The 21,313-nt window shown below is 58.2% G+C and carries 16 protein-coding genes, 2 tRNA genes and 1 pseudogene; 11 read left to right on the top strand and 8 right to left on the bottom strand.

What is annotated here, in order from left to right; translation table 11 throughout:
* Positions 1-81: 81 nt before the first annotated feature.
* The 4 genes from NW843_RS03050 to NW843_RS03035 form a co-directional block, all read right to left on the bottom strand.
* Positions 82-1,725 (bottom strand): copper resistance CopC/CopD family protein, encoded by a 1,644-nt coding sequence (locus NW843_RS03050; protein ID WP_414522079.1) that lies wholly within the window; start codon positions 1,723-1,725, stop codon positions 82-84.
* A gap of 17 nt (positions 1,726-1,742) precedes the next feature.
* A complete protein-coding gene (locus tag NW843_RS03045) occupies positions 1,743-2,342 on the bottom strand; it encodes a YcnI family protein (protein ID WP_414522078.1) in 600 nt (199 codons plus the stop codon).
* Positions 2,343-2,404: 62 nt separating this feature from the next.
* The gene (locus tag NW843_RS03040) at positions 2,405-2,752 is read right to left on the bottom strand and encodes a hypothetical protein (RefSeq protein ID WP_414406505.1); all 348 of its coding nucleotides are present in this window, start codon (positions 2,750-2,752) and stop codon (positions 2,405-2,407) included.
* The gene (locus tag NW843_RS03035; RefSeq protein WP_011433133.1) at positions 2,752-3,093 is read right to left on the bottom strand and encodes a c-type cytochrome; all 342 of its coding nucleotides are present in this window, start codon (positions 3,091-3,093) and stop codon (positions 2,752-2,754) included. The genes NW843_RS03040 and NW843_RS03035 overlap by 1 nt, the downstream gene beginning before the upstream one ends.
* Positions 3,094-3,228: 135 nt before the next feature.
* On the opposite strand from NW843_RS03035, the gene dnaG reads away from it, so the two are divergent.
* Positions 3,229-5,169: a DNA primase gene (dnaG, locus tag NW843_RS03030; RefSeq protein WP_414522077.1), complete on the top strand. Its 1,941-nt coding sequence runs from the start codon at positions 3,229-3,231 to the stop codon at positions 5,167-5,169.
* Positions 5,170-5,325: 156 nt separating this feature from the next.
* On the opposite strand, the gene alaS is transcribed toward dnaG, so the two are convergent.
* Positions 5,326-7,980, bottom strand: coding sequence for an alanine--tRNA ligase (alaS, locus tag NW843_RS03025; protein ID WP_414522076.1), 2,655 nt, complete (start codon positions 7,978-7,980; stop codon positions 5,326-5,328).
* A gap of 284 nt (positions 7,981-8,264) precedes the next feature.
* Between alaS and NW843_RS03020 the strand changes: the two genes are divergently transcribed.
* Entirely contained in the window at positions 8,265-9,926 is a 1,662-nt protein-coding gene (locus tag NW843_RS03020) for a protein kinase domain-containing protein (protein ID WP_414522075.1), read from the top strand.
* 263 nt (positions 9,927-10,189) lie between these two features.
* Here the strand turns inward: NW843_RS03020 and NW843_RS03015 are convergent, their stop codons facing one another.
* A complete protein-coding gene (locus NW843_RS03015) occupies positions 10,190-10,693 on the bottom strand; it encodes a hypothetical protein (RefSeq protein ID WP_414342275.1) in 504 nt (167 codons plus the stop codon).
* Positions 10,694-10,742: 49 nt separating this feature from the next.
* Here NW843_RS03015 and NW843_RS03010 point away from each other — a divergent pair.
* From NW843_RS03010 to NW843_RS02995, 4 genes are all read left to right on the top strand, one after another.
* A tRNA-Asp gene (locus tag NW843_RS03010) sits at positions 10,743-10,816 on the top strand.
* A 177-nt stretch (positions 10,817-10,993) separates the two neighbouring features.
* Positions 10,994-12,175, top strand: coding sequence for an aldo/keto reductase (locus NW843_RS03005; protein WP_414522074.1), 1,182 nt, complete (start codon positions 10,994-10,996; stop codon positions 12,173-12,175).
* 134 nt (positions 12,176-12,309) lie between these two features.
* A complete protein-coding gene (locus tag NW843_RS03000; protein WP_011433139.1) occupies positions 12,310-12,579 on the top strand; it encodes a DUF4258 domain-containing protein in 270 nt (89 codons plus the stop codon).
* Positions 12,576-12,830 (top strand): DUF2283 domain-containing protein, encoded by a 255-nt coding sequence (locus NW843_RS02995; protein WP_011433140.1) that lies wholly within the window; start codon positions 12,576-12,578, stop codon positions 12,828-12,830. The genes NW843_RS03000 and NW843_RS02995 overlap by 4 nt, the downstream gene beginning before the upstream one ends.
* 298 nt (positions 12,831-13,128) lie before the next feature.
* On the opposite strand, the gene NW843_RS02990 is transcribed toward NW843_RS02995, so the two are convergent.
* Positions 13,129-13,587 (bottom strand): gamma-glutamylcyclotransferase family protein, encoded by a 459-nt coding sequence (locus NW843_RS02990; protein WP_414342279.1) that lies wholly within the window; start codon positions 13,585-13,587, stop codon positions 13,129-13,131.
* Between the two features lie 89 nt (positions 13,588-13,676).
* Between NW843_RS02990 and NW843_RS02985 the strand changes: the two genes are divergently transcribed.
* Entirely contained in the window at positions 13,677-16,025 is a 2,349-nt protein-coding gene (locus NW843_RS02985; RefSeq protein WP_414522073.1) for an AAA family ATPase, read from the top strand.
* Positions 16,026-16,252: 227 nt separating this feature from the next.
* Here NW843_RS02985 and NW843_RS02980 read toward each other — a convergent pair.
* Positions 16,253-16,326, bottom strand: a tRNA-Pro gene (locus NW843_RS02980).
* A 290-nt stretch (positions 16,327-16,616) separates the two neighbouring features.
* On the opposite strand from NW843_RS02980, the gene rpsB reads away from it, so the two are divergent.
* The 4 genes and pseudogenes from rpsB (at position 16,617) to queG (ending at position 20,989) form a co-directional block, all read left to right on the top strand.
* Positions 16,617-17,411: a 30S ribosomal protein S2 gene (rpsB, locus tag NW843_RS02975; RefSeq protein WP_011433146.1), complete on the top strand. Its 795-nt coding sequence runs from the start codon at positions 16,617-16,619 to the stop codon at positions 17,409-17,411.
* 159 nt (positions 17,412-17,570) lie between these two features.
* Positions 17,571-18,215 (top strand): annotated as a pseudogene (gene tsf, locus NW843_RS02970) (translation elongation factor Ts); the annotation flags it as partial.
* Between the two features lie 354 nt (positions 18,216-18,569).
* Entirely contained in the window at positions 18,570-19,985 is a 1,416-nt protein-coding gene (locus tag NW843_RS02965) for an amidohydrolase (protein ID WP_414522072.1), read from the top strand.
* A 2-nt stretch (positions 19,986-19,987) separates the two neighbouring features.
* On the top strand, positions 19,988-20,989 hold the full coding sequence (gene queG / locus NW843_RS02960; RefSeq protein ID WP_414522071.1) for a tRNA epoxyqueuosine(34) reductase QueG: 1,002 nt from the start codon (positions 19,988-19,990) through the stop codon (positions 20,987-20,989).
* Positions 20,990-21,313: the final 324 nt, after the last annotated feature.

Below are 21,313 nucleotides of genomic sequence, written 5' to 3'. Positions count from 1 at the left end.
CTGCCACAGGCCGACGCCCTTGGGCGGAGCAACCCACAGCTCCTATCCAGGGTCTTTTTCAGCTTTTTCTGTTGGCGATCTTCAATGACTTGAACGATTGGGTCGGAGAGAAACTGCAATCTGACCTCGCCGCTCTGCAAAATCGCTAACCAACAGCCTCACCTCGATCTGCCATTCCCCCGCCAGGGCTAGGGGCACATTTTCCACCACAAATTGGCCAGGCCCATCCGGCGCTACAGTGCGGCGTAGAGGGGGGATCCCGTGTTCCGGCAGGGAAAACCCAAGGGTCAATTCCTGAGCCGGGATCCCTTTCACTTCAACTTGGATCTGGTTTTCTCCGGGACGGCAGGGCAGAATCTTCAGGTGCAGGCTGCCTTCCGGCCAGTTCAAGCTCTCTTCACAACTGGTCTGCCAACCTGATTCCAGGGGGGATCCCATGCCGTGCCTTCCATTACTGGGAGGAGCCTGGGCCACCAGGAAGCTGGTCAAGGCCAGCACCAGCATCAGCCCCACCAACTCCAGGCGGACGATCCGGCGCAGCGACCGGCCCGCGGCCTGTCCACCTTGCTGTAATCCCGGCACCAGCCGAAACTTGTTGTGGGCGCCCAGCCCCACCATCATCAGCACCAGCAGCAGCTTGGCCCAGAGATACTGCCCATACGGATGATCCCAGTCCCAGCCGCGGTGGATCCCACCCATCCCCACCCCCGCCAGGATAAGCCCCGGTACCGCCCAGGTGGCCACGTCAGAAAACCGTTGGATGATGCCTACAGATGGGTAGGGAGCAGATTCCCTGCTCAACAGGCGCTCTAACCCCCACAGCCCCCCTAACCAAAAAGCCGAGCCGGCCAGGTGCAGCCCCAACAGCGCCATCGTCCCCGCGGGATACTCGCTGGTGAGGGCATGGCCGATGGGCAAAAAGGAGCCGAGCACCAACACCGACCCCATGCCACTGGCCCAGGCGGCACCTCCCTCACAGGCCCAGATCAGGATCCCTAGCCCCACCAGCCGCAGCCCTGTACCCCAGCCGTAGGGAGAAAGCATCACACCCAGCAGCTCTCGCCCATTAAAGTAAGGGTAAAGCTGGGCCAAATGCAGACTGAAGGCCACCACGGTCAAGCTGAGGGTGATCCAAGCTGTCGCAAAAGCCCAAGATAAGGGCTCCGCCCCGCTGACGCGATCAGAATCGGCGAAACTGCTCCGCTGCCCCCGCAACAGTCGCCACCAGCCCAGCACCCCCACCACAAAGAGGCTGCCCAAGTAGATCCCCCAGCGTACCCCCACCAGCGGCCAGTACAAGGGATCCCTTCCTTGAAGCTGGGTCGCCCTCACCGTCTGAACTCGCTCCGGATCCGCTCCCACCAGGAAAACAAACGAACCGCTTACCGGATGAGAATCGGCAGAAATGGCCCGCCAGCTGACAATGTAAACCCCCTCGGGGATCCCCTGCGGCAAATCCCCCTGCGGTGCCTCACCCCTGGTCACCCGATTTTCCAAGGGCAGAGCTCGTCCGTTGCTGTCTAAAACCTGGAGCTGTGTGATCTGCACCGGCTCATTGAAAACAAGCCGCACCTGTGTCGGCGCTTCCTGCAACACTGCCCCATCCTCCGGGAAGGTGGATAGCAAGCTGGCATGGGCAAAAACGGGCTGGATCCCGGCCACCCACAGCAAGGCGCAGAGGATCCCAGCCCAAATCCCAGCAAAACCCCCCCTAGGATAAGACATGATCCCAACCAGGCCGCCTAGCGGGTACCGTGACCGTGCCCATGGCCGTGCCCATGGCCATGACCGTGACCCTGTCCAATGTCTCCACCTGTCAGCTTCAGCAGCGGAGCCGGCTCCGGCAAACTGTTGGGATCCTCGCCAGGCTGAGCCACCTGGATCCAGCGGTACATGCCCTGCTCGCACTCCTGAATCACTGGGATGGGGATGACCTCACCGGGGCGATTCGGCAGCTTGAGGCTGATGCTGAACTCATCCATGAACTCATCGGGCAGCGAGCCGCCGCTCCAGATCACCTCGGCAACCGTTTCGGTAATCATCTTCCCATGCGACTCATAGGGGGTCTCCAGCGGCTTTTTGACCGTCTCGATTTTCCACAGGGGATGCACCATCGGCTTCACAGAGACGAATCCCTCCGGGATCTGCACCCGCAGGCGCACGGTCGGGGATCCATCGCAGCCATGGGGCACCCGAAAGGTGAGCTTGGCAAAGCTGCCCGCCGGGGCCTCTTTGGGATGGACGGTGACATGGGCCCAGGCAGAAGAAAGGGGCAAACAACTCATTCCCAGGGCCAGCAGAGATTGCTTGGCCAGGGTCAAGTATCTTTGCAGACTGAACATTCGCAGATGCTCCTTGCAAGCCTGTAGAGAAAGAGAAAAATGCAGTGTTTGTTGGTCAAAACCTAGGGGTGGTGATGGGATCCGTGGGATTCCGTTACGCTCATGCTGTGCTGTCCCCAACTGGCTAGGCCCATCGACACCAGGCCGGCGCTGGCCAAACCCATCGACACCAGCCCGAAGGAGAGCGCCCCCATAGCCACTAGGCCAATGGAGAGGATGCCGTGGGTCACCACGCCGATGGCCACTACCCCATGGGCAGAAATGCCCACCGCCACCAAGCCATGGGCTCCCACGCCAACCGACAAGATTTTGCGGCGGGATCCCTGTCCTTCACATCCCTGCTCGTGAGGCAGCCGCTCCGCCGGGCTTTCCTGCAGCAAGGCTGGATCTTGAGTCCTCTCTTTGGACACTAGCCTCTACTCCAGTTGTGCTCAGCGCGATCCAAAACGTAGGCTGCCACCGCCTCGATCTCCTCCGGCTTGAGAATCTTGGCAAAAGCCGGCATGGCCCCTTTGCCGTTTCTCACTTGGGCCTGGATCAGCTCAGGGGTGTCTACATGGTACTCATGAAGAGCCGCCAGAGAAAGGTTTTTCGCTGCCACCAAAGTGTTGCGCCCGTTCAAGTGACAACCCACACATTTGGCCTGAAAGACCTTGGCTCCCAAGGCCAAATCAGGCTCAGCAGAAGCCATTTGCGGGCCTAAAAAGAGGGCAAATACTGCCACCAAAAGCCCGATAAAAAGGTTGATCATTCGCATTTTCATCTCAGGGACTGACCGAAAACTAGCCTTTAAGGCCCGCCCATTATCCCAAGCCCGTTGGGCCAGGTCAAAAGACAGCCTGTCGAGTTTCCCCCGGCTACTATAAGGTCAGGATCCCCTGCAGCCATGAGCGGTCTGCCCCCCGATTTCATTCAGTTGGTGCGCCAAAAGGCCGACCTCGTGGAAGTGGTGGCCGAAAAAGTGGTGCTGCGCAAGCAGGGGAAGAACTTCGTTGGGCTTTGCCCTTTCCACAACGACCACAAACCCAGTTTTCAGGTCAGCCCCAGCAAGCAGATCTACAAGTGCTTCTCCTGCGGGGCAGGGGGAGATGTGCTGCGCTTTGTCATGCAGACCGAGCATCTCTCCTTTGCTGAGGCCGTGCGCCACTTGGCCCGGCGCTACCACATCCCTCTGCCCACTCGCCACACCGAGACACAGCCCTTGGGATCCCTTGATGAGCGGGAGCTCTCCCACCGGGAAAAGCTGCTGGAGATTTTGGCCATGGCTGCCGATTTTTATCGGCATGCCCTCCGATCCCAGCTAGGATCCGCCGCCCGCCAGTACCTGCACAGCCGCCACCTGAGCGAAGAAACTTTGCAAAAATTTCAAATCGGCTTTGCTCCCCCCGGCTGGCAATCTCTCTACGAATACTTGGTCAACCACAAGCGCCAACCGGTCAAACTTTTAGAAGAGGCTGGATTGCTGGTTCCCCGCCAGCAGGGATCCGGCCACTACGACCGCTTTCGCAACCGGATCATGCTGCCCATTTTCGATGTGCAGGGGCGGGTGATCGGGTTTGCCGGCAGAGCTCTGGGGGAGTCAGGACAGCCCAAGTACCTCAACTCTCCAGAAACAGAGCTTTTCAACAAAAGCCAGGTGGTCTATGGTCTCAACTTTGCCCGCGATGCCATTGCCAAAGCCGATCAAGTCTTGGTGGTGGAAGGCTACTTCGATGTCATCGCCCTGCATCAGGCGGGAGTTGCCTATGCTGTAGCGGCCATGGGCACTGCTTTGACACCCCACCAGGTGAAGACCCTGCTGCGCTACACCCAGTCGAAGCGGCTGATCCTCAATTTTGATGCGGATCGGGCCGGTTTGAACGCCGCCAGCCGGGCCATTGAAGCCATTGAAGAACAAGCGCGGCGCGGAGAAATTGAGCTGCGCATTCTCACCCTTCCTGAGGGCAAAGATGCCGACGAATTTTTGTGGGAGCACAGGGGCTCCGCCCCGCTGACACCAGCGGTTGCTGAACTGCAAACCCTGATTGAGCAGGCCCCCCTGTGGCTGGATTGGCGAATTGAACAGGTGCTGGCCGGTCGGGATCTGAGCCGGGCCGCCGATTTTCAACAGGCCCGTCAAGCCCTTGTGCAACTGCTGGCCGGTTTGGGTGGACAGTGGCGCTCTTTGTATTTGCACAAAGTGGCAGAACTGCTCAGTCGGGGCAATGGTCGCCTCAGTCGAGATTTGGAAGAAGACCTGCGCCGAGCCGTGCGGCAGTACCGCTGGGCCAAACCCCAGCAACCTTCCCTCAATAAGGGATCCAAACTCTTGCAGTCGGAGTCCCATCTTTTGCAGATTTTTCTGCATTTTGGCGAGTATCGCCGCGAAATTCGGCAAACTTTGCTGGAGCGGGAGCTGCAATTTAGCTTTCGCCCCCACCGCGAGTTGTGGCAGCGGATCTTGGAGCTGATCTCGGCTCAGCCGGAGCTGGAAGACCGGGGAGAGACTTTGCTGACGGCTTTGCGCACCCTCTGTGCCCAAGATGAGCAGCTCAACGAGCGCCTCAGCCATCTGCTCTGGTTGGACGAAAATACCCGCGTAGCCCTGATGCGTCCACGGATGGTGGTGCGGGCCGCCATTGCCAACATGGAGCTGGAAATTCGCCAGAAACGCTACCGCTATTGGACCCAACTGTGGGATCAAGCCTTTTCCGAGGGCAACACCGCCCTGGCTGCCCAGTACCAGGCCAGCATCCAGCAGGAATACCAGGCGATTCAGGCGCTGCAGCGGCAGGTGCAACTGAGCTTGGAAGACCTGTCGGAAACTGCACTGGCCGAAGATCTATAGTCATTTCGATTTAAACCTAAACCCATAACCCAATACGGGGCCAGAAGGCTTCCCTCAATAGCCCAGGCGTCTCACCCTAAACTGAACAGCACTCTAAACTGAACGACTGTAGTGGCTGATGGACGGCCTGTTGCTGCTCAAAAGGGCTTCGCTCCCCTAGCGCGAGATCAGCTCCGCTTGCAACCGCTCCCGGGCCACCTGCAAAGCCTCTGCCAATTTCTCCGGCTGCTTGCCCCCAGCTTGGGCCAAGTTGGGCCGTCCGCCACCACCGCCCCCAGTCAGTTTGGCGATCTCGCCGATGAAGGATCCCGCCTTCAGGCCAAGTTGCTGCACAGCAGGGCTAAAGGCAGCCACCAGGCTGACCTTACCGGCTTCCGGCACCGATCCCAGCACCACTGCCCCTTCCGCCAGCTTGTGGAGCAGATGCTCGGCAGCGGTTTTGAGGGCCTCAGGGGTGGTGGATCCCAGCTCGGCCACCAGCACCTTGAGATCTCCGACGGCAACCGCCTGGGCCAGCAGACCTTCGGCCTGTAGCAAGGCCAACTGGCTGCGCACCTCTTCCAGTTCCTTCTGGGCAGCTTTCAGCTCCGCCTGTAGGGCGGCAACCCGCTCCGGCAGTTCCTGGGGCTTGGCTTTAAATTGAGCGCTCAGCTCCCGCACCACCCTGTCCCGTTCGTTCAGGTATTCCAGCACAGCCGGCCCGGCCACGGCCTCGATGCGGCGGATCCCGGCAGCCACTCCAGTCTCGGCGATGATCTTGAACAGGCCGATCTCGGCGGTGTTGTTGACGTGGGTGCCGCCGCACAGCTCCATCGACACCCCCGGAAAGTCGATTACCCGCACCTCGGCGCCGTATTTTTCCCCGAACATGGCCACGGCACCTCTGGCTTTGGCTTCGGCCAGGGGCATGATCGCCACCTGAGCAGCATGGGCCTCGGCGATCCAGGTGTTCACCAAGTTCTCGATCTGTTCCAGCTCCTCAGGGGTGACTGGCCGGGATAGGGTGAAATCAAAGCGCAGCCGGTCAAAAGCCACCAGGGATCCCGCCTGACCAATCGAGGGATCGACAATTCTTTTCAGGGCCGCCTGCAGCAGGTGGGTGGCGGTGTGGTGGGCTTGGGCGCGCCGCCGACAGGCCAGGTCGATTTGGGCTTGGACGGGATCCCCCACCCGCAGGATCCCGCGTTCCACACGGCCAAAGTGAACGAACAGATCCCCTTGCTTTTGCACATCTTCAATCCGCACCAGCAGGCCGTCCCCAGAAAGGTAGCCCCGGTCGCCAATTTGCCCGCCGGACTCGGCGTAGAAGGGCGTGCGATCCAAAACGACCTGCACTGCCTGCCCTGCCTCCACTTGGGGCACCGATTTCCCCTCGACCAACAGGGCCTCGACCACGCCGCGGGCAGAAGATTGGCTGTACCCCAAAAACTCCGTTTGGCTGAGGAAATCCGCCAACTCGTCCAGGGATCCCTGGGCTGTGAGGTCGATGGTTTGGTGGGCGGCGCGGGCCCGCTGCCGCTGTTTCTCCATCTCTTGCTCAAAGCCCTCCAGATCCACGCTGAAGCCGTGTTCCTGGGCAATTTCTTGGGTTAGCTCCAGCGGAAAACCGTAGGTATCGAAGAGCTTGAAGGCGTCGGCGCCGGAGATCTGCTTTGGCGAGCTGCTGTCACGGCGGGAAGATTCGACGGCAGTAAACAAATCCAGCAGTAGCCGTTCCCCCCGCTCCAGGGTTTTGAGAAACTGCTCTTCCTCCCGTTGCAGCTCGGTCTTGATCAGGGTTTCTCGCTCCCGCACCTGAGGATAGGCAGCCTCGGCCAACTGAATCGCGGTCTCGATCACCGGGATGGTGAAAGGCTCGCCGATCCCCAGCAACCGACCGTGGCGCACCATCCGCCGGATCAGCCGCCGCAGCACATAGCCCCGATCCACATTGGAAGGGAGCACCCCATCGGCAATCAAATGCATCACTGCCCGCGCGTGATCCCCGATCACCTTCAGGGAGATCTGCTGCTCCGGGTTGGCCTTGGAGTAGTTCAGCCCGGCGATCCCAGCCGCCGTTTGAATGATGGGAAAGATCAAGTCCGTCTCGTAGTTGTTGGGCACCCCCTGCAACACTTGGGCCAACCGCTCCAACCCCAGGCCGGTGTCGATGTTTTGCTTGGCCAGCGGCATCAGGTGACCTTCGCTATCCCGGTTCAGCTCCATGAACACCAGGTTGTAGATCTCCAGAAAGCGGGAGTCATCCTCCAAATCGATCCGCTCATCCCCCAGCTCTGGCTTGAAGTCGTAGTAGATCTCAGAACAAGGGCCACAGGGGCCGGTGGGGCCGGCAGCCCAGAAATTATCCGCCTCTCCCATGCGCTGGATGCGGTGGGCCGGGATCCCTATCTCATCTCGCCAGAGGGCAAAAGCCTCCTCATCTTCGCGAAAGACGCTCACCACCAGCCGTTCCGGGGGCAGGCCGAAAACCTCCGTCACCAGCTCCCAGGCCCAGGCGATGGCCTCCTTTTTGAAGTAGTCGCCAAAGCTGAAGTTGCCCAGCATCTCGAAGAAGGTGTGGTGGCGCGCCGTTCGGCCCACGTTCTCGATGTCGTTGGTGCGCACACATTTCTGGGCCGTTGTAACCCGTGGGTACTCCGGATCCCGTTGCCCCAGGAAAATGGGCTTAAAGGGCAACATGCCGGCAATGGTCAGCAGCACCGTTGGATCTTCTGGCACCAAGGAGGCGCTGGGCAACACCTGGTGGCCCCGCTGGGCGTAGAAGTCCAGAAAAGTTTGCCGAATGGCGGCACCGGAAAGCGCTGGAAACATGACAGGCGAAGATGGCTGTATTCATCAATTCTAAGTTTTCCCTCTGCAGGGCAGTCCAGCCCTTGTTGTTCTCCTCTGTTCCACCAAACCCCATCCGCCGAAAACCTAAGCGATTTGTCCGATTAACCTCAGGGCGGGCAGACGCTAATATCAGCTTATTTGAGGCGGTTGTGCAAGATTTGTTTCTGTGTGGTTTAACCTGTATGTATCTCTCGCAACTCGCCTGCCGATTTCTTGGCTTGGTCTCGGTTGTCCGGGTCGCCAGCCGGTAACCCCAAACTGGTATGCCCAACTGCTACTGCCTTAACCCTGCCTGTTTGCACCCGGAAAACCCGGCGGACGCTTCTACCTGTGTCTCCTGTGGCCATCCCTTGCTGCTGCGCAATCGCTACCGGGCCTTCAAGCGCATCGGCCAGGGGGGATTTGGCTCTACCTTTTTGGCGCGGGATGAGGACATGCCCTCCAAACCTTGGCGGGTGATCAAGCAGTTGCGCCCGGTCGAGGGATCCCCGCAACTGGCCAAGCTGGCGGAGGAGCTCTTCAATCGCGAGGCCCAAGTGTTGGAGCGCCTGGGCGAACATTCGCAGATCCCCAAGCTCTACGCCCACTTTCAGGAAGGCGGCAAGTTCTACTTGGTGCAGGAATTTATCCAGGGCACCACCCTCTCCCAAGAAATGCGTCGCAATGGGCCCTTTTCCGAAGAACAAACCCGGCAGGTGATGCAGGAGGTGCTGCTGATCCTCAGCTATGTCCACAGCCACAACACGGTTCACCGAGACATTAAACCCGCCAACCTGATTCGTCGCAAAGAAGATGGCCGATTGGTGCTGATCGACTTTGGGGCCGTCAAGCAGCTCGGCCCGGGCCAGGATTTGGCAGAAGAGGCGACGGCCATTCGCTCGCTGGGCTTTTCTCCCCCAGAGCAAGTAGCCGGCCAGGCGGTCGGTCCCTCTAGCGATCTCTATGCCTTGGCTGCCACCTGCATCAACTTGATGACGTTGGAATCTCCGGCCAAGTTTTATAACCATGAAACGGGGCAGTGGGATTGGTCGGATTGCCTGCAGCTCAGCCCGGAATTCGACGCCATTCTGCACCGCATGTTGCAGCCGGCCATCAATCAGCGCTTTGCCACCGCCACCGAGGTCTTGCGGGCGCTGCAAGGGATCCCGGTGGAAGAGGCAGGCGGCCCGATCTCTCAGCCGATTGTGTTGCCCAGCTCTCCCCTGTCTGCCAATCCCAGCACATCGGTGATCTCCGGCTACTGGGCCAAGCGCCGCTCGGGTGGTTTCGTGCCCACACCCCTCCCTCCGTCCACCGCAGGGGGAATGACAGCCAGCAGCCCGCTATCCATCCCCTCTGAGTGGGGGAGCACCACCGGTTTCACCCAACTGGGCCGAGCCAGTAGCATCACAGGCGGCGGACGGATCAAGCCGGCCACCCCACCGCGGATCCCTTCCATGGCGGGAGCGGATCTGCGGGGAAAGTCCTTTGCCAACCAAAACCTAGCCGGCTACGATTTGCGCCAGGCCGATCTGCGGGGGGCCGATTTCTCAGGGGCCAACTTGCAGGGGGCGGATCTGCGCGGCATCCTCTTCAACACCCCTCAACCCTACTGGCTGCGGGTTTTGATCCAACTGTCTGGATCGGCCAAGACGTTGGGAGGGATCCTGACAGGCTTGGGGGGGCTGCTGGGCTCAGGGATCCTGGCCTTTTTGCTTGTCCGCCTGACCACGGGCAATTTGGTTTATGCGTTAGGAGCGGCTGGGATCGCCTTGGTGGTGGCCAGCTCGGTGATCTGGTCGATGGGCGGTGGGGTTCGTTTGGCTCGATACCCAGAAGAAAAGAGCAAGCGCTTTACCAACTTTTGCAAAGCGGATCTACGGGGGGCGCGGATGGACGAGAAGCTGCGGAAGTTTGCCCGCCGACAGGGGGCCATCTTGAGTTGACGCAGGGCGGATTGCGGATCTGGCGGATCTGTTTGCGTTGCGATCTTGTTGCGATCTTTAAACTTTATAGATCTTTAATAGTTTTATAGTTGTTTCAGGTTAGGATGAGACGTCTGGGCTACTGCTCGCGCCAGCGGGACGGAGTCCTATCGCGCCGGCGGGACGGAGTCCTTAGAAAAGCCTTCTGGCCCTCCGCATTCAACGCTTTGTCCTAGTTTGAATCGAAATGACCACAAAACCATAAAAGAGAAAAGTTCAAGAGCTCAAGCCATTGAAGGGGGTGGAGAGGCCCATCTGCGAAGCGATTGATTGACCTGTTCCATCAAAGCTCGGCAGGCCACGGTCTTGCCCTGTTGCCGATCCCCAGCTTGGTCGTAAAAGACGATGCCATCGGCCCGGGAAAGGCCCAACGCCAAGAACAACAGCTCCAAAACCCCAAAAGAAGCGGTCTCCAGCTCCGGCGCTCGATCCTTAAGCTCTGCCAGCGTGGTGTGGGCATCTTCCAGGTGGCCGAAGGCCGGGATCCACAGATGGGTCGTCGGCTGGGATCCCTCTGAGGATGAGTCGCCAGCAGCAGGATCCTCGACCACCCGCACCGTCAGCCAGCCGCCATCGGGGTAGCGCAAGGTGGTGTATTGCAGGTGATCCAGGTGTTGGGCCACCTGGGTGAGCACATCCGCCACCTGTTGCATTGCCGCCGTCGGGATCCCATTTTGCGGAGCAGTATCCACAAGGGTTGCGGCCTGTGCTGCCAAACTAACCACCATGATTGACAACAATCCTCATCCACATCCAGAATAGATATTCGCAGCGATTGGGGCTGTAGTTCAATTGGTTAGAGCACCGCCCTGTCACGGCGGAAGTTGCGGGTTCGAGCCCCGTCAGCCCCGTACTCCTAAAACACTCTAGCTTAGTCGCTCCCCTGCAGCCCTCACATTTCCAGACTGATCTGATTTCTTGATTTCTGACGGTGACTGCTGCACAATGCGGCCGGCTCAGGGTTCAAGTTTCGGCGGTGGGGTATGGAAAGCCCGCCCTAAAATGGGGCTTAGTCCAGGGGAAAAACCATGCAGTATCGCAGATTTGGGCGTACCGAGCTGCCTATGCCTGTGCTGAGCTGTGGTGGCATGCGCTATCAACACAGCTGGCAAGATACTCCTTGGTCAGGGATCCCAGCGGCAAGCCAGCAGAACCTGGAGGCGACGATTCGCCGGGCCTTGGAGGTGGGCATCAACCACATCGAAACTGCCCGCGGCTATGGCACTTCTGAAATGCAGTTGGGCCGCATTTTGCCGCTCTTTCCCCGGCAAGATCTGATTGTGCAGACGAAAATTGGCCCCAGCGCCGACCCGCAGCAGTTCCTGGCCAAGTTCGAGCAATCGATGAGCTACTTGAACCTCGATTATGTGGATCTGCTGGCCATCCACGGGTTGAACACCTGGGAAGACTTGGAACACAGCCTGCGTCCAGGGGGGTGCCTGGAGGTGTGTCAGCGCCTAGTACGGCAGGGACGGGTGCGTTTCGTTGGCTTCTCCACCCATGGGCCGACGGAGCTGATCGTGGAAGCCATACAGTCAGGGGGCTTTGATTACGTCAACCTGCACTGGTATTTTGTCAACCAGACCAACTGGCCTGCCATTGAGGCCGCCGCTCAGCAGGATATGGGGGTATTCATCATCAGTCCCTCGGATAAGGGGGGCAAGCTTTACGATCCGCCCGCCAAGCTGGTGCAGTTGTGCCAACCCCTCAGCCCGATGGTCTTCAACGACCTGTTCTGTCTGTCCCATCCCCAGGTTCACACCCTCAGCATTGGGGCGGCCCGACCCAGCGATTTTGATGAGCACCTGCAGGCGGTGGAGTTATTGGATCGGGCTGATGAGCTGTTGCCGCCGATCCTGGCCCGCCTAGAGCAAGCTTTGATCGAGCAGGTGGGGGAACACTACGCCAAAACTTGGCACCAGGGCCTGCCTCGCTACGACCAAACCCCCGGACAGGTGAATATCCCGTTCATTCTGCTGCTGCGCAATTTGGTCTTGGCCTATGACTTGGTGGACTATGCCAAGAGCCGTTACAACCTGTTGGGCAATGCCGGCAGTTGGCTCCCCGGCCAGCGGGCAGACAAAGTGGATGCCGAAGCCCTGCGACCTTATCTTATCCACAGCCCCCACCGCGACCGGATCCCGGCTTTGTTGCAAGAAGCCCATCGCCTGCTCTCTGGAGCTGAGGTGAAGCGCCTATCTCAGAGCTAGCTTGCTCAGGGATCCCCCCGTTTGACGGTCGAGATCCGGTGGAGAAGATGATATGGCAAGGTTTACTCTTTAACCGCAGGAAAAAAAGAGTTGTCAGCTCCCGCCAGCGGCTCCTTATCTCATTTGGGTAGCTCGTGTTAGAGTCTGAGCACTTTCGGCTATCTGAGCATGCGTTGAGACGGCTGCAGCAGCGACAAGAGATCGCAAGCCAGTGGATCGAGAGAGTTCTGAGCTGCCCTGACTACGTACAAGTGGATCCCAAAGATCCTCAGCTCAAGCAAGCCTATGGTCGAATTCCGGAGTACGGCAATCGCCTCCTGAAGATTGTTTACGATGAATCAACGGATCCTTGGACAGTGGTGACTATCTTTTTTGATCGAACAATGGGGAAAAAGCTGCCATGAGACCTTTCATCGAGTTTGATCCTGATGTGGATGCTGGATATATTCGTTTGACAACAGCTCAAGTCCAAAGCTCAGAGGAGATTGCCCCTGGGGTTGTTTTGGATTTCGACAAGGAAAATCAACTGGTTGGAGTTGAGGTTCTCTCTGTTCATCGACAAATGGATAGCGACATTAAAATGCTTCCGCAAGAGATTCAAGACTACATCGTTTTATTGAGAAACTCCGTGTTGCAAGAACAGTTACTGAGTTAGATGAGAGTCTGGCAACACTAGCCCCACCGCATCTGTAGACGCAAGAGGAGTACCATTGCGATGGCCAGCCTTTTACTGTGGCCTGTTTGGCATGGTTGTAGGTGATTGAGATAACAGTCGCCGACCTTTCGGATTGCCAACGGATGTGCCGTCACTTTTATCGGGTAGGCCGCACTCTCTTGGATCTGGACGCTGCCAAAACCGTTCGGGATCAACCCACCTGGTTTGAGGCTCCATCTTAAGGTCAGGGGCAGGAACCTGTTTGCCAGCAGCCTCAATCCTCTTGGACAGAGTGCTCTCAGCCACCCAACCCCATCGCTTCAATTTGATGAATGTAGTCGGGGGGAAGCCCATGCTCTCGTGCCCCCTTCAAGATTCCTTGAAGATATCCCTCGCTTGGGATCAATGAATCATCAATGAATGAATCTCCCGCCACGTAAGTCATTGCTTCGATCACTTCACCCTCATCGCTTCGAACCTGAACCTGCTGGCGACGGTAATGACCTCCCGGAATTCCTTCATACCGATCCATCCTCTCCAGCCTGTCCGAGCTGCACAGATAGGCAACTCCCCACACAACCCCAGAGGGATCCCGGACAATGTTGGCCTTGCCGGTTCCATCGTTGCCGCGCTTGTTGAACGTCAGGCGGTATCCCTGCAAACGAGCACGCCTAGCTTCCTTGAAATCAACAGCACGGTGTCCCATCTGCTGGGCATCTAGGTTACTTCCGTATGCAAAATACCACTGCTCACTCATCTCTAGTTCCCTTGGTGTCGGGTGAACCCGCCTACCCAGAATTACACTGAGATATTGAGCACATTAGCATCACGGGATCCCGCCCCTCCATGAGCTACTTGGTTATCGACACCGAGGGCAACCCCAACCTGGAAGAGATCGCCCTTATCGACAGCAGCGGCAAGCTTATTTACCATGCCTACACCCAAGAATACTCGCCCCACCACCCCCAGCCCAAACCTTTGGCCCAAATCGTTGCTGACCTGCGGCGCTTGGCACAAGGCAAGACTCTTGTTTTCCACCATGCAGATCACGACCTAAAAATCCTTAAACAAGCCTTTGACCAAGTTAACCAAGATTGGCTTCCTAACCCCATCTTCTGTACTTGGTCAGCCGCCAAGCAATGTTTTCCCAACCTCGCCGGTTACGGACTCGAGTACCTGAGCAAACATCTTGGGATCCAACTGGAGAGCGGCTACTTCAACTCCAAGTTGGCCCACGACGCCAGCTACGATGCCCTCTTTACCTACCACCTCTATCGCCACCTCACCCACGCTCAGCTCAAAGCCCAGAATGTTCCCAATCCTTTCGCCAACAGCAGAGTTGACAATCCCTTTCAGCATTATCCCGACGAGACCACCATCTATCAGCCTCAGTACCAGCAGCTCACTGCCACCCTACAGGACATCCAACGGGATCCCAACCACCAGAGCCGAGGGGTTGTCTTACTGGGTGAACCTGGATCCGGCAAGACCCACCTGATCATGCGGGTGGCCCAAAACCTCCTGCGCCACAACCGTCTCCTGTTTATCCCTCAGCCCACCCATCCCGACAACATCTACCACCACATCTACAGCCACACCCTGGAATCCCTGCGCGAACGGGTAGATGCCCATCACCACACCCAGCTCGACTACTTGATTGCCAAGAGCTTTGTGGAAATCTTGAAAACCTTCCCCCAAACCTCAAAAACTGAAGAGCTTCTCTCCCTTCTCACGGCGGATCCCCTCAACCTCTTTCATCGCCTGGGAGCAGAAGGCACCGAGCGTCGTCGTCAACAATGGCAAGCCATTGAAAAACTGGTTCTGCGCTGGTGGGCAGAGCAAAACTTCCTTACCGGTTCCACCGAAAACATTCTCAAGGGCATCATCAAATACTGCAGCTACAGGGATCCCAACCGCCGTCACCAGATCATCCGCTGGCTCAGCGGTACCGACCTGGATCCCGAGGATACCGGCTTGATTGGGTTGCCCCCCTGGAGTGCAGATCTCGACCGCAACACCTTTGCTCTAGAAGGAATGAAAGTCATCGGTAGGCTCTCGCTGCTTGACCGACCTCTCATTATTGTCTTTGACCAATTGGAAGCTTTGGGCCGAGAAGAAAATCGAGATATCCTCCTCAACTTGGGCGATGCCCTGAAAGAGCTTTTTACCCGTATTCCCAACAGTCTGTTTATCCTCAATCTGTTCCCCGACCGTTGGCAACATTTCCAAACCCAATTTGACCGGGCTACCGTCGATCGCCTCTCCCAAACCGTCCTCTCCCTAGATCTCCCCTCTCTTCCCCAGCTTCAAGCCCTTCTCCAGAGCCGCCTGCCTTCAGGGATCCACCTCCAAGCTCTCTTTACCGCCGATGACCTAAGCGATATTCTTGGTCAACCCTCCATCCGGGCCATTCTCAACCGGGCCTCAGCCTACTATCGCCACTACATCAACGGGATCCCTCTCCCTCCCCAGGTGCAAGTTGTACCCACTGCCAGCAATCTAGCCGCCCGTGTCCAGCGGCTCGAAACTGAGCTGCAAACCCTCAAACAACTGCTCATCCCCCTTCTTCCTGCCCAGAGTCTTGTTGCTGTAGCTCCGCCTCTCCAGCCACCCAGCCTCTCTGAGGATCCTGCCGAAGTCTTGGAACCCTACCTCCGTGATACCGAGGCCCAGCTTCGTGCCAGCTATCCCCAAGAGGCGATTATGGACAGCACAGCTGATATCGGCAAATTGCGCACCATCGTCAATGCCCTGCAAGGGATCCATCCTGTCCCCATGAGTGCCCTGAAGCTGGGCAAACGCAAGCTTCCAGATCACCTCTATTTCCCCAGCCAAAAGCGGGTGATTGCCTTTATCCAAGTGGCTGCTGGCAGCATGTATTGGCAGGTCAATAACTTCAACCAATTGGTGATTGCTCACCCTAAGCTTCAGTTTCTCTTGCTGCGGGATGCCCGCCTTAAGCCTCCTTCCAAAACGGCTACCGCCACCCAAGCGGCCTTGGCCGCCCTCAACAACAGCCCCAATGGCAAGTATGCTCTGCTCACCCAAGACGACCGCATCCATCTGGAGCTTATGCACAGGATGATCACCGACATCCAAAACCGCGACCTGGAAATCGACCTGACCCAAGCCGTTCGGTATTATCTTGACCACAGGGATCCCCCCCTTATTGCCTGGATCCTGGGCCGTGATTAAGCGCTCCAGATCCGTCGAAACCCCATGTTGTTCAAGGTCGGCTCCGCATCGGGATCCAGCACCGTAAAACCGGGATCCCATATTGTCCGGCCAAGCTTGTGACCTGATTCTTAAGGCTGCCGATCAACGGAGCCAATGGCAAGGGATTGACAGCGGAGCCAAAGTACCTCAAAGTTTCCGGCATAGTGGGCTTTGTCCGGCTCAAGCCCTCCCCTGATTACTCAGTATCGGAGCGGCGGGATTTGAACCCACGACCCCCACTACCCCAAAGTGGTGCGCTACCAAGCTGCGCTACGCCCCGACGCACTTACAGGTAGAAGCCTATGAAGCGCTTAGCCAGTTTAGCATTGGATCGCCGCCAGAGTTAACCCCAAGCTGCGGGATCCTGCGAAAAACGTGCTAGCCTGGTTAAGCTGTTAAAAAATCACACGCCTGAACCACCGGGTGTCCTAACAGCCCTTTCGCGGTTTGCTGCAACAGCTCCTGAGTTCCTTGCCAATGGGGGTAGAGCGCTCTGTGCAGGTAACCGGCGGGAAGGCCGTAACTGGGATCCGTTCGGGCGGAGGCTAACCCGTAGGAGAGGAAAAACTCATGAGCGTAGTCAGTTTGCCTCAACTGTTGGAGGCAGGGGTTCACTTCGGCCACAAGGCCAGCCGCTGGAACCCGAAAATGCGGCCCTACATCTTTACCGAGCGGAACGGCATCCACATCATCGATTTGGTGCAGACGGCCCGCTATCTGAACGAAGCCTACGAGTATGTGCGGGATGCTGCTGACAGGGGTTGGCGCTTCCTGTTTGTGGGCACCAAACGGCAAGCTGCCGGGATCATCGCTCAAGAGGCTCGTCGCTGTGGCAGCTACTATGTCAACCAGCGCTGGTTGGGGGGTATGCTCACCAACTGGGCCACCATCAAAACCCGCATCGACCGCCTCAAAGAAATTGAGGAGATGGAGAGCAGTGGTCTTCTGGATCGCCTGCCCAAACAAGAGGCCAGCCGTCTGCGGCGAGAGTTGGCCAGGCTGGAAAAGTACTTGGGCGGCATTAAAACGATGCGCAAGCTCCCCGATGCGGTGATCATCGTCGATCAGCGGCGGGAGGCCAACGCCGTTCAGGAATGTATCAAGCTGAACATCCCGATCATCTCACTGCTGGACACCAACTGCGACCCCGATCTCAGCGATATCTTCATTCCCTCTAACGACGATGCCATTCGAGCGATTAAGCTGATTGTAGGCAAGTTGGCGGATGCCATCTACGAAGGGCGGCATGGGCAGCTCGACACCGTTGAAGAGGATGAGTACGACTACGAAGGGGCCATGGATCTGGACGACGACATTCTGGAAGACATGGAGGACGAAGAAGAAGGAGAAGCCGAGGAAGGCTAGAGCAAGGGCAGGGATCCCGTGCAATCCGGGCACTTCCCTGCCTGTTCCCTATCCAGAGGCGTGTATTCTTGAAATCTAGGTTTACAATTCTACCGAAGCCCGCTCATTCTCACTCATATCCCGCCACATTCTTCCCGTTCTTTCATTCGAGGAGCCCTCATGAGCATTGATGCCAAACTGGTCAAAGAGCTGCGCGAAAAGACGGGCGCAGGCATGATGGACTGCAAAAAAGCCCTGGAAGATTCCGGTGGCGATATGGAGAAAGCCATCACCTGGCTGCGACAGAAAGGGTTGGCAGGGGCAGCCAAAAAGGCCAGTCGCGTCGCGGCAGAGGGGGCAGTTGACAGCTACATCCACTTCGGCAATCGAATTGGGGTGTTGGTGGAAGTGAACTGCGAGACGGACTTCGTGGCCCGCAACGAAGATTTCAAGAAATTGGTGCAAGACATCGCCAAGCAGATTGCCGCCTGCCAAAACGTAGAATACGTCAGCGTTGACCAGATCCCTGCTGAAGTGGTGGAGCGGGAAAAAGCCATTGAAATGGGCAAAGAAGATCTGGCCAATAAGCCGGAGAACATACGCGAGAAGATCGTGCAAGGTCGCATCGAAAAGCGCCTGAAAGAGTTATCCCTGTTGGATCAACCCTTTATTAAAGATTCCTCGATCACGGTGGAGGAATTGGTCAAGCAGCACATTGCCAAACTGGGGGAAAACATTCGGGTGCGGCGGTTTGTGCGCTTTGTCCTGGGAGAGGGGATCGAGAAAGAAGAAGTGGATTTTGCTGCTGAGGTTGCCGCTCAAGCCGGTCTCAAGCCGGCAGAGGCCCCCAAAGTGGAAGAGACTCCACCCGCTCCTCCTGAAGAACCTGCCCCAGAACCGGCCCCTGCTGCCGAGAGCAAGCCGGCCAAAAAAGGCTCCGCCAAGAAAAAGAAATAGCCGGTCAAGGCTGAGCTGTAGGGCCATGTCGGCGGTGCAGAGGCGTTGAAACTGCGTTATGGAGAGTGTGGGCACCTCTATGTCGGCAGTTCTATAACCACTACGCTTGGGTATCCCTTGGGGGAAAGGCTAGGTTATGCATGCAAATGTTCTGATCCTCCCGCCTTGGCAGGGTTAACTCCAGCACGCTAAGGTAGCAGACGGCCTTTTTGGATCCCGGGCATGAGTTTTATCTTGCGCAATGCGTTAATTCCCACCGCCACCGGCTACGAAACCGCAGATGTGCGAATCGAGGGGGAACGGATTGCTGCCATAGGCAGAGGGTTACCCGCAACGGGCGCAGACAGCCTGGAACTGGATGCCAGTAACCAACTCTTGCTGCCGGGCTTTGTCAATGCCCACACCCATTCTTCCGAAATGTGGCAACGAGGGATCATACCGCCCTATCCGCTGGAGCTGTGGCTGGCACAACTGCACGAGTATGTGCCGCCGGATCCGGAAAAAATCTATCTCAGCGCGCTGGGGACGGCGGTGGAAACCCTGCTGACGGGGGGCACCTCGGTGGTGGATCATCTGGTGTTGATCCCAGGCCAAGAGTTGGCCACCATTGAGGCGGCGGTACGGGCCTACCGAGAAGTCGGGATCCGCGCCTTCGTGGGCCCCTTGATCCAGGATCAGGCTCTCTCTCGGGGGTTGCCCAGCAGCTCCTCTTGGGATCGGGAGCCGGAAACCTATCCCCTCTCCACAGCAGAGGTGCTGGCCATTGTGGAAGAGGCGGTGCAGCGCTTTCACCGGCCAGAAGAGGGCATTACCCTCATGGTGGCTCCCACAGGGATCCAACTGTGCTCAGACGAGCTGTTCAAGGGCTGTGCGGAGTTAAGCCAGAAGTATGACCTACCCCGCCACGCCCACCTGTTGGAAACCCGCGCCCAGCAGATGCTGGCCCAGGAAAAGTACGGCTGTAGTGCTGTGGAGCATCTGGAGCGCTTGGGCTACCTAGACCGGAAAACTTCCTTGGCCCACTGCGTCTGGCTCAGCGATGCCGATATCGAGATCTTGGCCCGCACCGGCTCTACGGTTGTTCACAACCCCCTGAGCAACCTGCGCCTGGGCAGCGGCATTGCCCCCATCTTGAAATACCGCCGGGCAGGGGTGAACGTGGCCTTTGGCTGCGATGGATCCGCCAGCAACGATTCGCAGGATTTGCTAGAGGCCATCAAAATCGGCACCATCCTTCACAACATCACGGATCCCGACTACCGCCACTGGATTTCTCCCCGCGAGAGCATCGAGATGGCAGCCCGAGGTGGGGCAATCGGCTTGGGCCTGGGGGATCAGATGGGATCCCTGGAGGTAGGCAAGCAAGCGGATCTGGTGCTGTACGATCTCACCCAACTGTCGCTGTTGCCCCGTACCGATCCCATTGGGCTGCTGGTGTTGGGTCGGCCCACCCAGGCAGTGCATAGCGTTTGGGTGCGAGGAAAACAGGTGGTGTCCGGCGGAGCCGTGACGACGGTGGATGTGGCCAAGCTGCGACAGGAGTTGTTTGCTTGTAGCTCCTGGGATCCCTCCCGCCGCTCCCAGCAGGTGGCACAGCTGGAGGCCCGCTACCGCCGCGTGATGGGTTTGCCGGCATAGCCATGGCAGGGATCCCTGCGGGTTCAGAGGTCGACTGGGCCAGAGCCACTGCGCAGGTGAAACGACAGGCCCTGGCCCTGGGTTTTGACAAAGTCGGCATTGCCAGCATAGAGGATCCCCCCGACTTGCGGGGCCTGCAAGCTTGGCTGGCTGCGGGCATGGCCGCCGACATGGCCTGGATGGCGGATCCTAGGCGAATGGATCCAAAGCAGGTGCTGCCGGGGGTGCAGTCGTTGGTCTGTGTGGCTTTGAATTACTACACCCCCATCCGCCACAGCCAGGATCCCGGCAAGGGCAAGATCTCCCGCTACGCTTGGGGTCGAGATTATCACCGCGTGTTGGGACGGCGGCTCAAACAACTCCACCTCTGGATGCAAGCCCAGTTCCCAAATCATACGGGTCGATTCTACGTGGATACCGGCCCGGTGGCGGAAAAGCCCTGGGCCATGCAGGCGGGCTTGGGTTGGATCGGCAAAAACAGCCTGTTGCTCACCCGCGAGTACGGCTCCTGGGTGTTTCTGGGAGTGATCCTGACCACCCTGCCGTTGCTCCCTGACCAGCCCCACACCGCTCACTGCGGCACCTGTACCCGCTGCCTAGAGGCTTGCCCCACGCAGGCCATCGTCAGCCCAGGGGTGGTGGATTCCCGCCGCTGCGTTGCCTACCACACTCTAGAAAGCCACGCCGAGCGGATCCCTGCCAAGATTGCCCAGAACCTGCACAACTGGGTGGCCGGCTGTGATATCTGCCAGGAGGTCTGCCCTTGGAACCAACGCTTTGCCCAACCCAGCCGGATCCCGGATTTTCAGCCCTACTCTTGGAATGTTGCCCCTGATCTCCAGGAGCTGGCCCGGATCGATGATCGGGAATTCGACCACAAGTTTCCGGCCTCTGCCCTGCGCCGGCTCAAGGCCCACCGCCTGCGCCGCAACGCCCAAGCAGCCCTGGAAGGCAATTCCAGCTCTGCAGCTGGCAGCAACGATTTGGAAGCCCCCTCTACTTAACTTGGATACGCTTTCCTAGCAGGATCTTGCGGCCTCGAGGCCGGCGCCAGAAAATGGTGGGGCTATTGTCTCTGGGCCAGGGACGCAAGCTAACATACATGCCCTACCCTCTTTCTGAGGCCACAGTGCTGGGCCGCCATGGTCTTGCTCTCGTGGGAGCGGTTTTGCGCAAAGGACGTGTGGACTTGGTGCAGGAGTTTACCCACCGCTTTGTTTGAGCTGGATCGACTCAAACACAGTAGCCCCACCTAAAACACGGTCATTTCAAGCTAGATTAGGACACTGATACATTCACGCTGAACTCTCCTGAACATGGTTCAGGAA

The sequence above is a fragment of the Synechococcus sp. R5-12 genome (assembly GCF_047502655.1).
In the GTDB taxonomy this organism is placed as follows: Bacteria; Cyanobacteriota; Cyanobacteriia; order Thermostichales; family Thermostichaceae; genus Thermostichus.
This window is presented reverse-complemented; position numbering and strand designations above follow the sequence as displayed.

Coding starts and splice junctions, on each gene's coding strand:
- NW843_RS02985 (WP_414522073.1), top strand. CDS start 13,677: ATGAGCTACTTGGTTATCGACACCGAGGGCAACCCCAACCTGGAAGAG.
- NW843_RS03050 (WP_414522079.1), bottom strand. CDS start 1,725: ATGTCTTATCCTAGGGGGGGTTTTGCTGGGATTTGGGCTGGGATCCTC.
- NW843_RS02990 (WP_414342279.1), bottom strand. CDS start 13,587: ATGAGTGAGCAGTGGTATTTTGCATACGGAAGTAACCTAGATGCCCAG.
- NW843_RS02965 (WP_414522072.1), top strand. CDS start 18,570: ATGAGTTTTATCTTGCGCAATGCGTTAATTCCCACCGCCACCGGCTAC.
- NW843_RS03035 (WP_011433133.1), bottom strand. CDS start 3,093: ATGATCAACCTTTTTATCGGGCTTTTGGTGGCAGTATTTGCCCTCTTT.
- NW843_RS02995 (WP_011433140.1), top strand. CDS start 12,576: ATGAGACCTTTCATCGAGTTTGATCCTGATGTGGATGCTGGATATATT.
- rpsB (WP_011433146.1), top strand. CDS start 16,617: ATGAGCGTAGTCAGTTTGCCTCAACTGTTGGAGGCAGGGGTTCACTTC.
- NW843_RS03045 (WP_414522078.1), bottom strand. CDS start 2,342: ATGTTCAGTCTGCAAAGATACTTGACCCTGGCCAAGCAATCTCTGCTG.
- NW843_RS03015 (WP_414342275.1), bottom strand. CDS start 10,693: ATGGTGGTTAGTTTGGCAGCACAGGCCGCAACCCTTGTGGATACTGCT.
- dnaG (WP_414522077.1), top strand. CDS start 3,229: ATGAGCGGTCTGCCCCCCGATTTCATTCAGTTGGTGCGCCAAAAGGCC.
- queG (WP_414522071.1), top strand. CDS start 19,988: ATGGCAGGGATCCCTGCGGGTTCAGAGGTCGACTGGGCCAGAGCCACT.
- alaS (WP_414522076.1), bottom strand. CDS start 7,980: ATGTTTCCAGCGCTTTCCGGTGCCGCCATTCGGCAAACTTTTCTGGAC.
- NW843_RS03020 (WP_414522075.1), top strand. CDS start 8,265: ATGCCCAACTGCTACTGCCTTAACCCTGCCTGTTTGCACCCGGAAAAC.
- NW843_RS03005 (WP_414522074.1), top strand. CDS start 10,994: ATGCAGTATCGCAGATTTGGGCGTACCGAGCTGCCTATGCCTGTGCTG.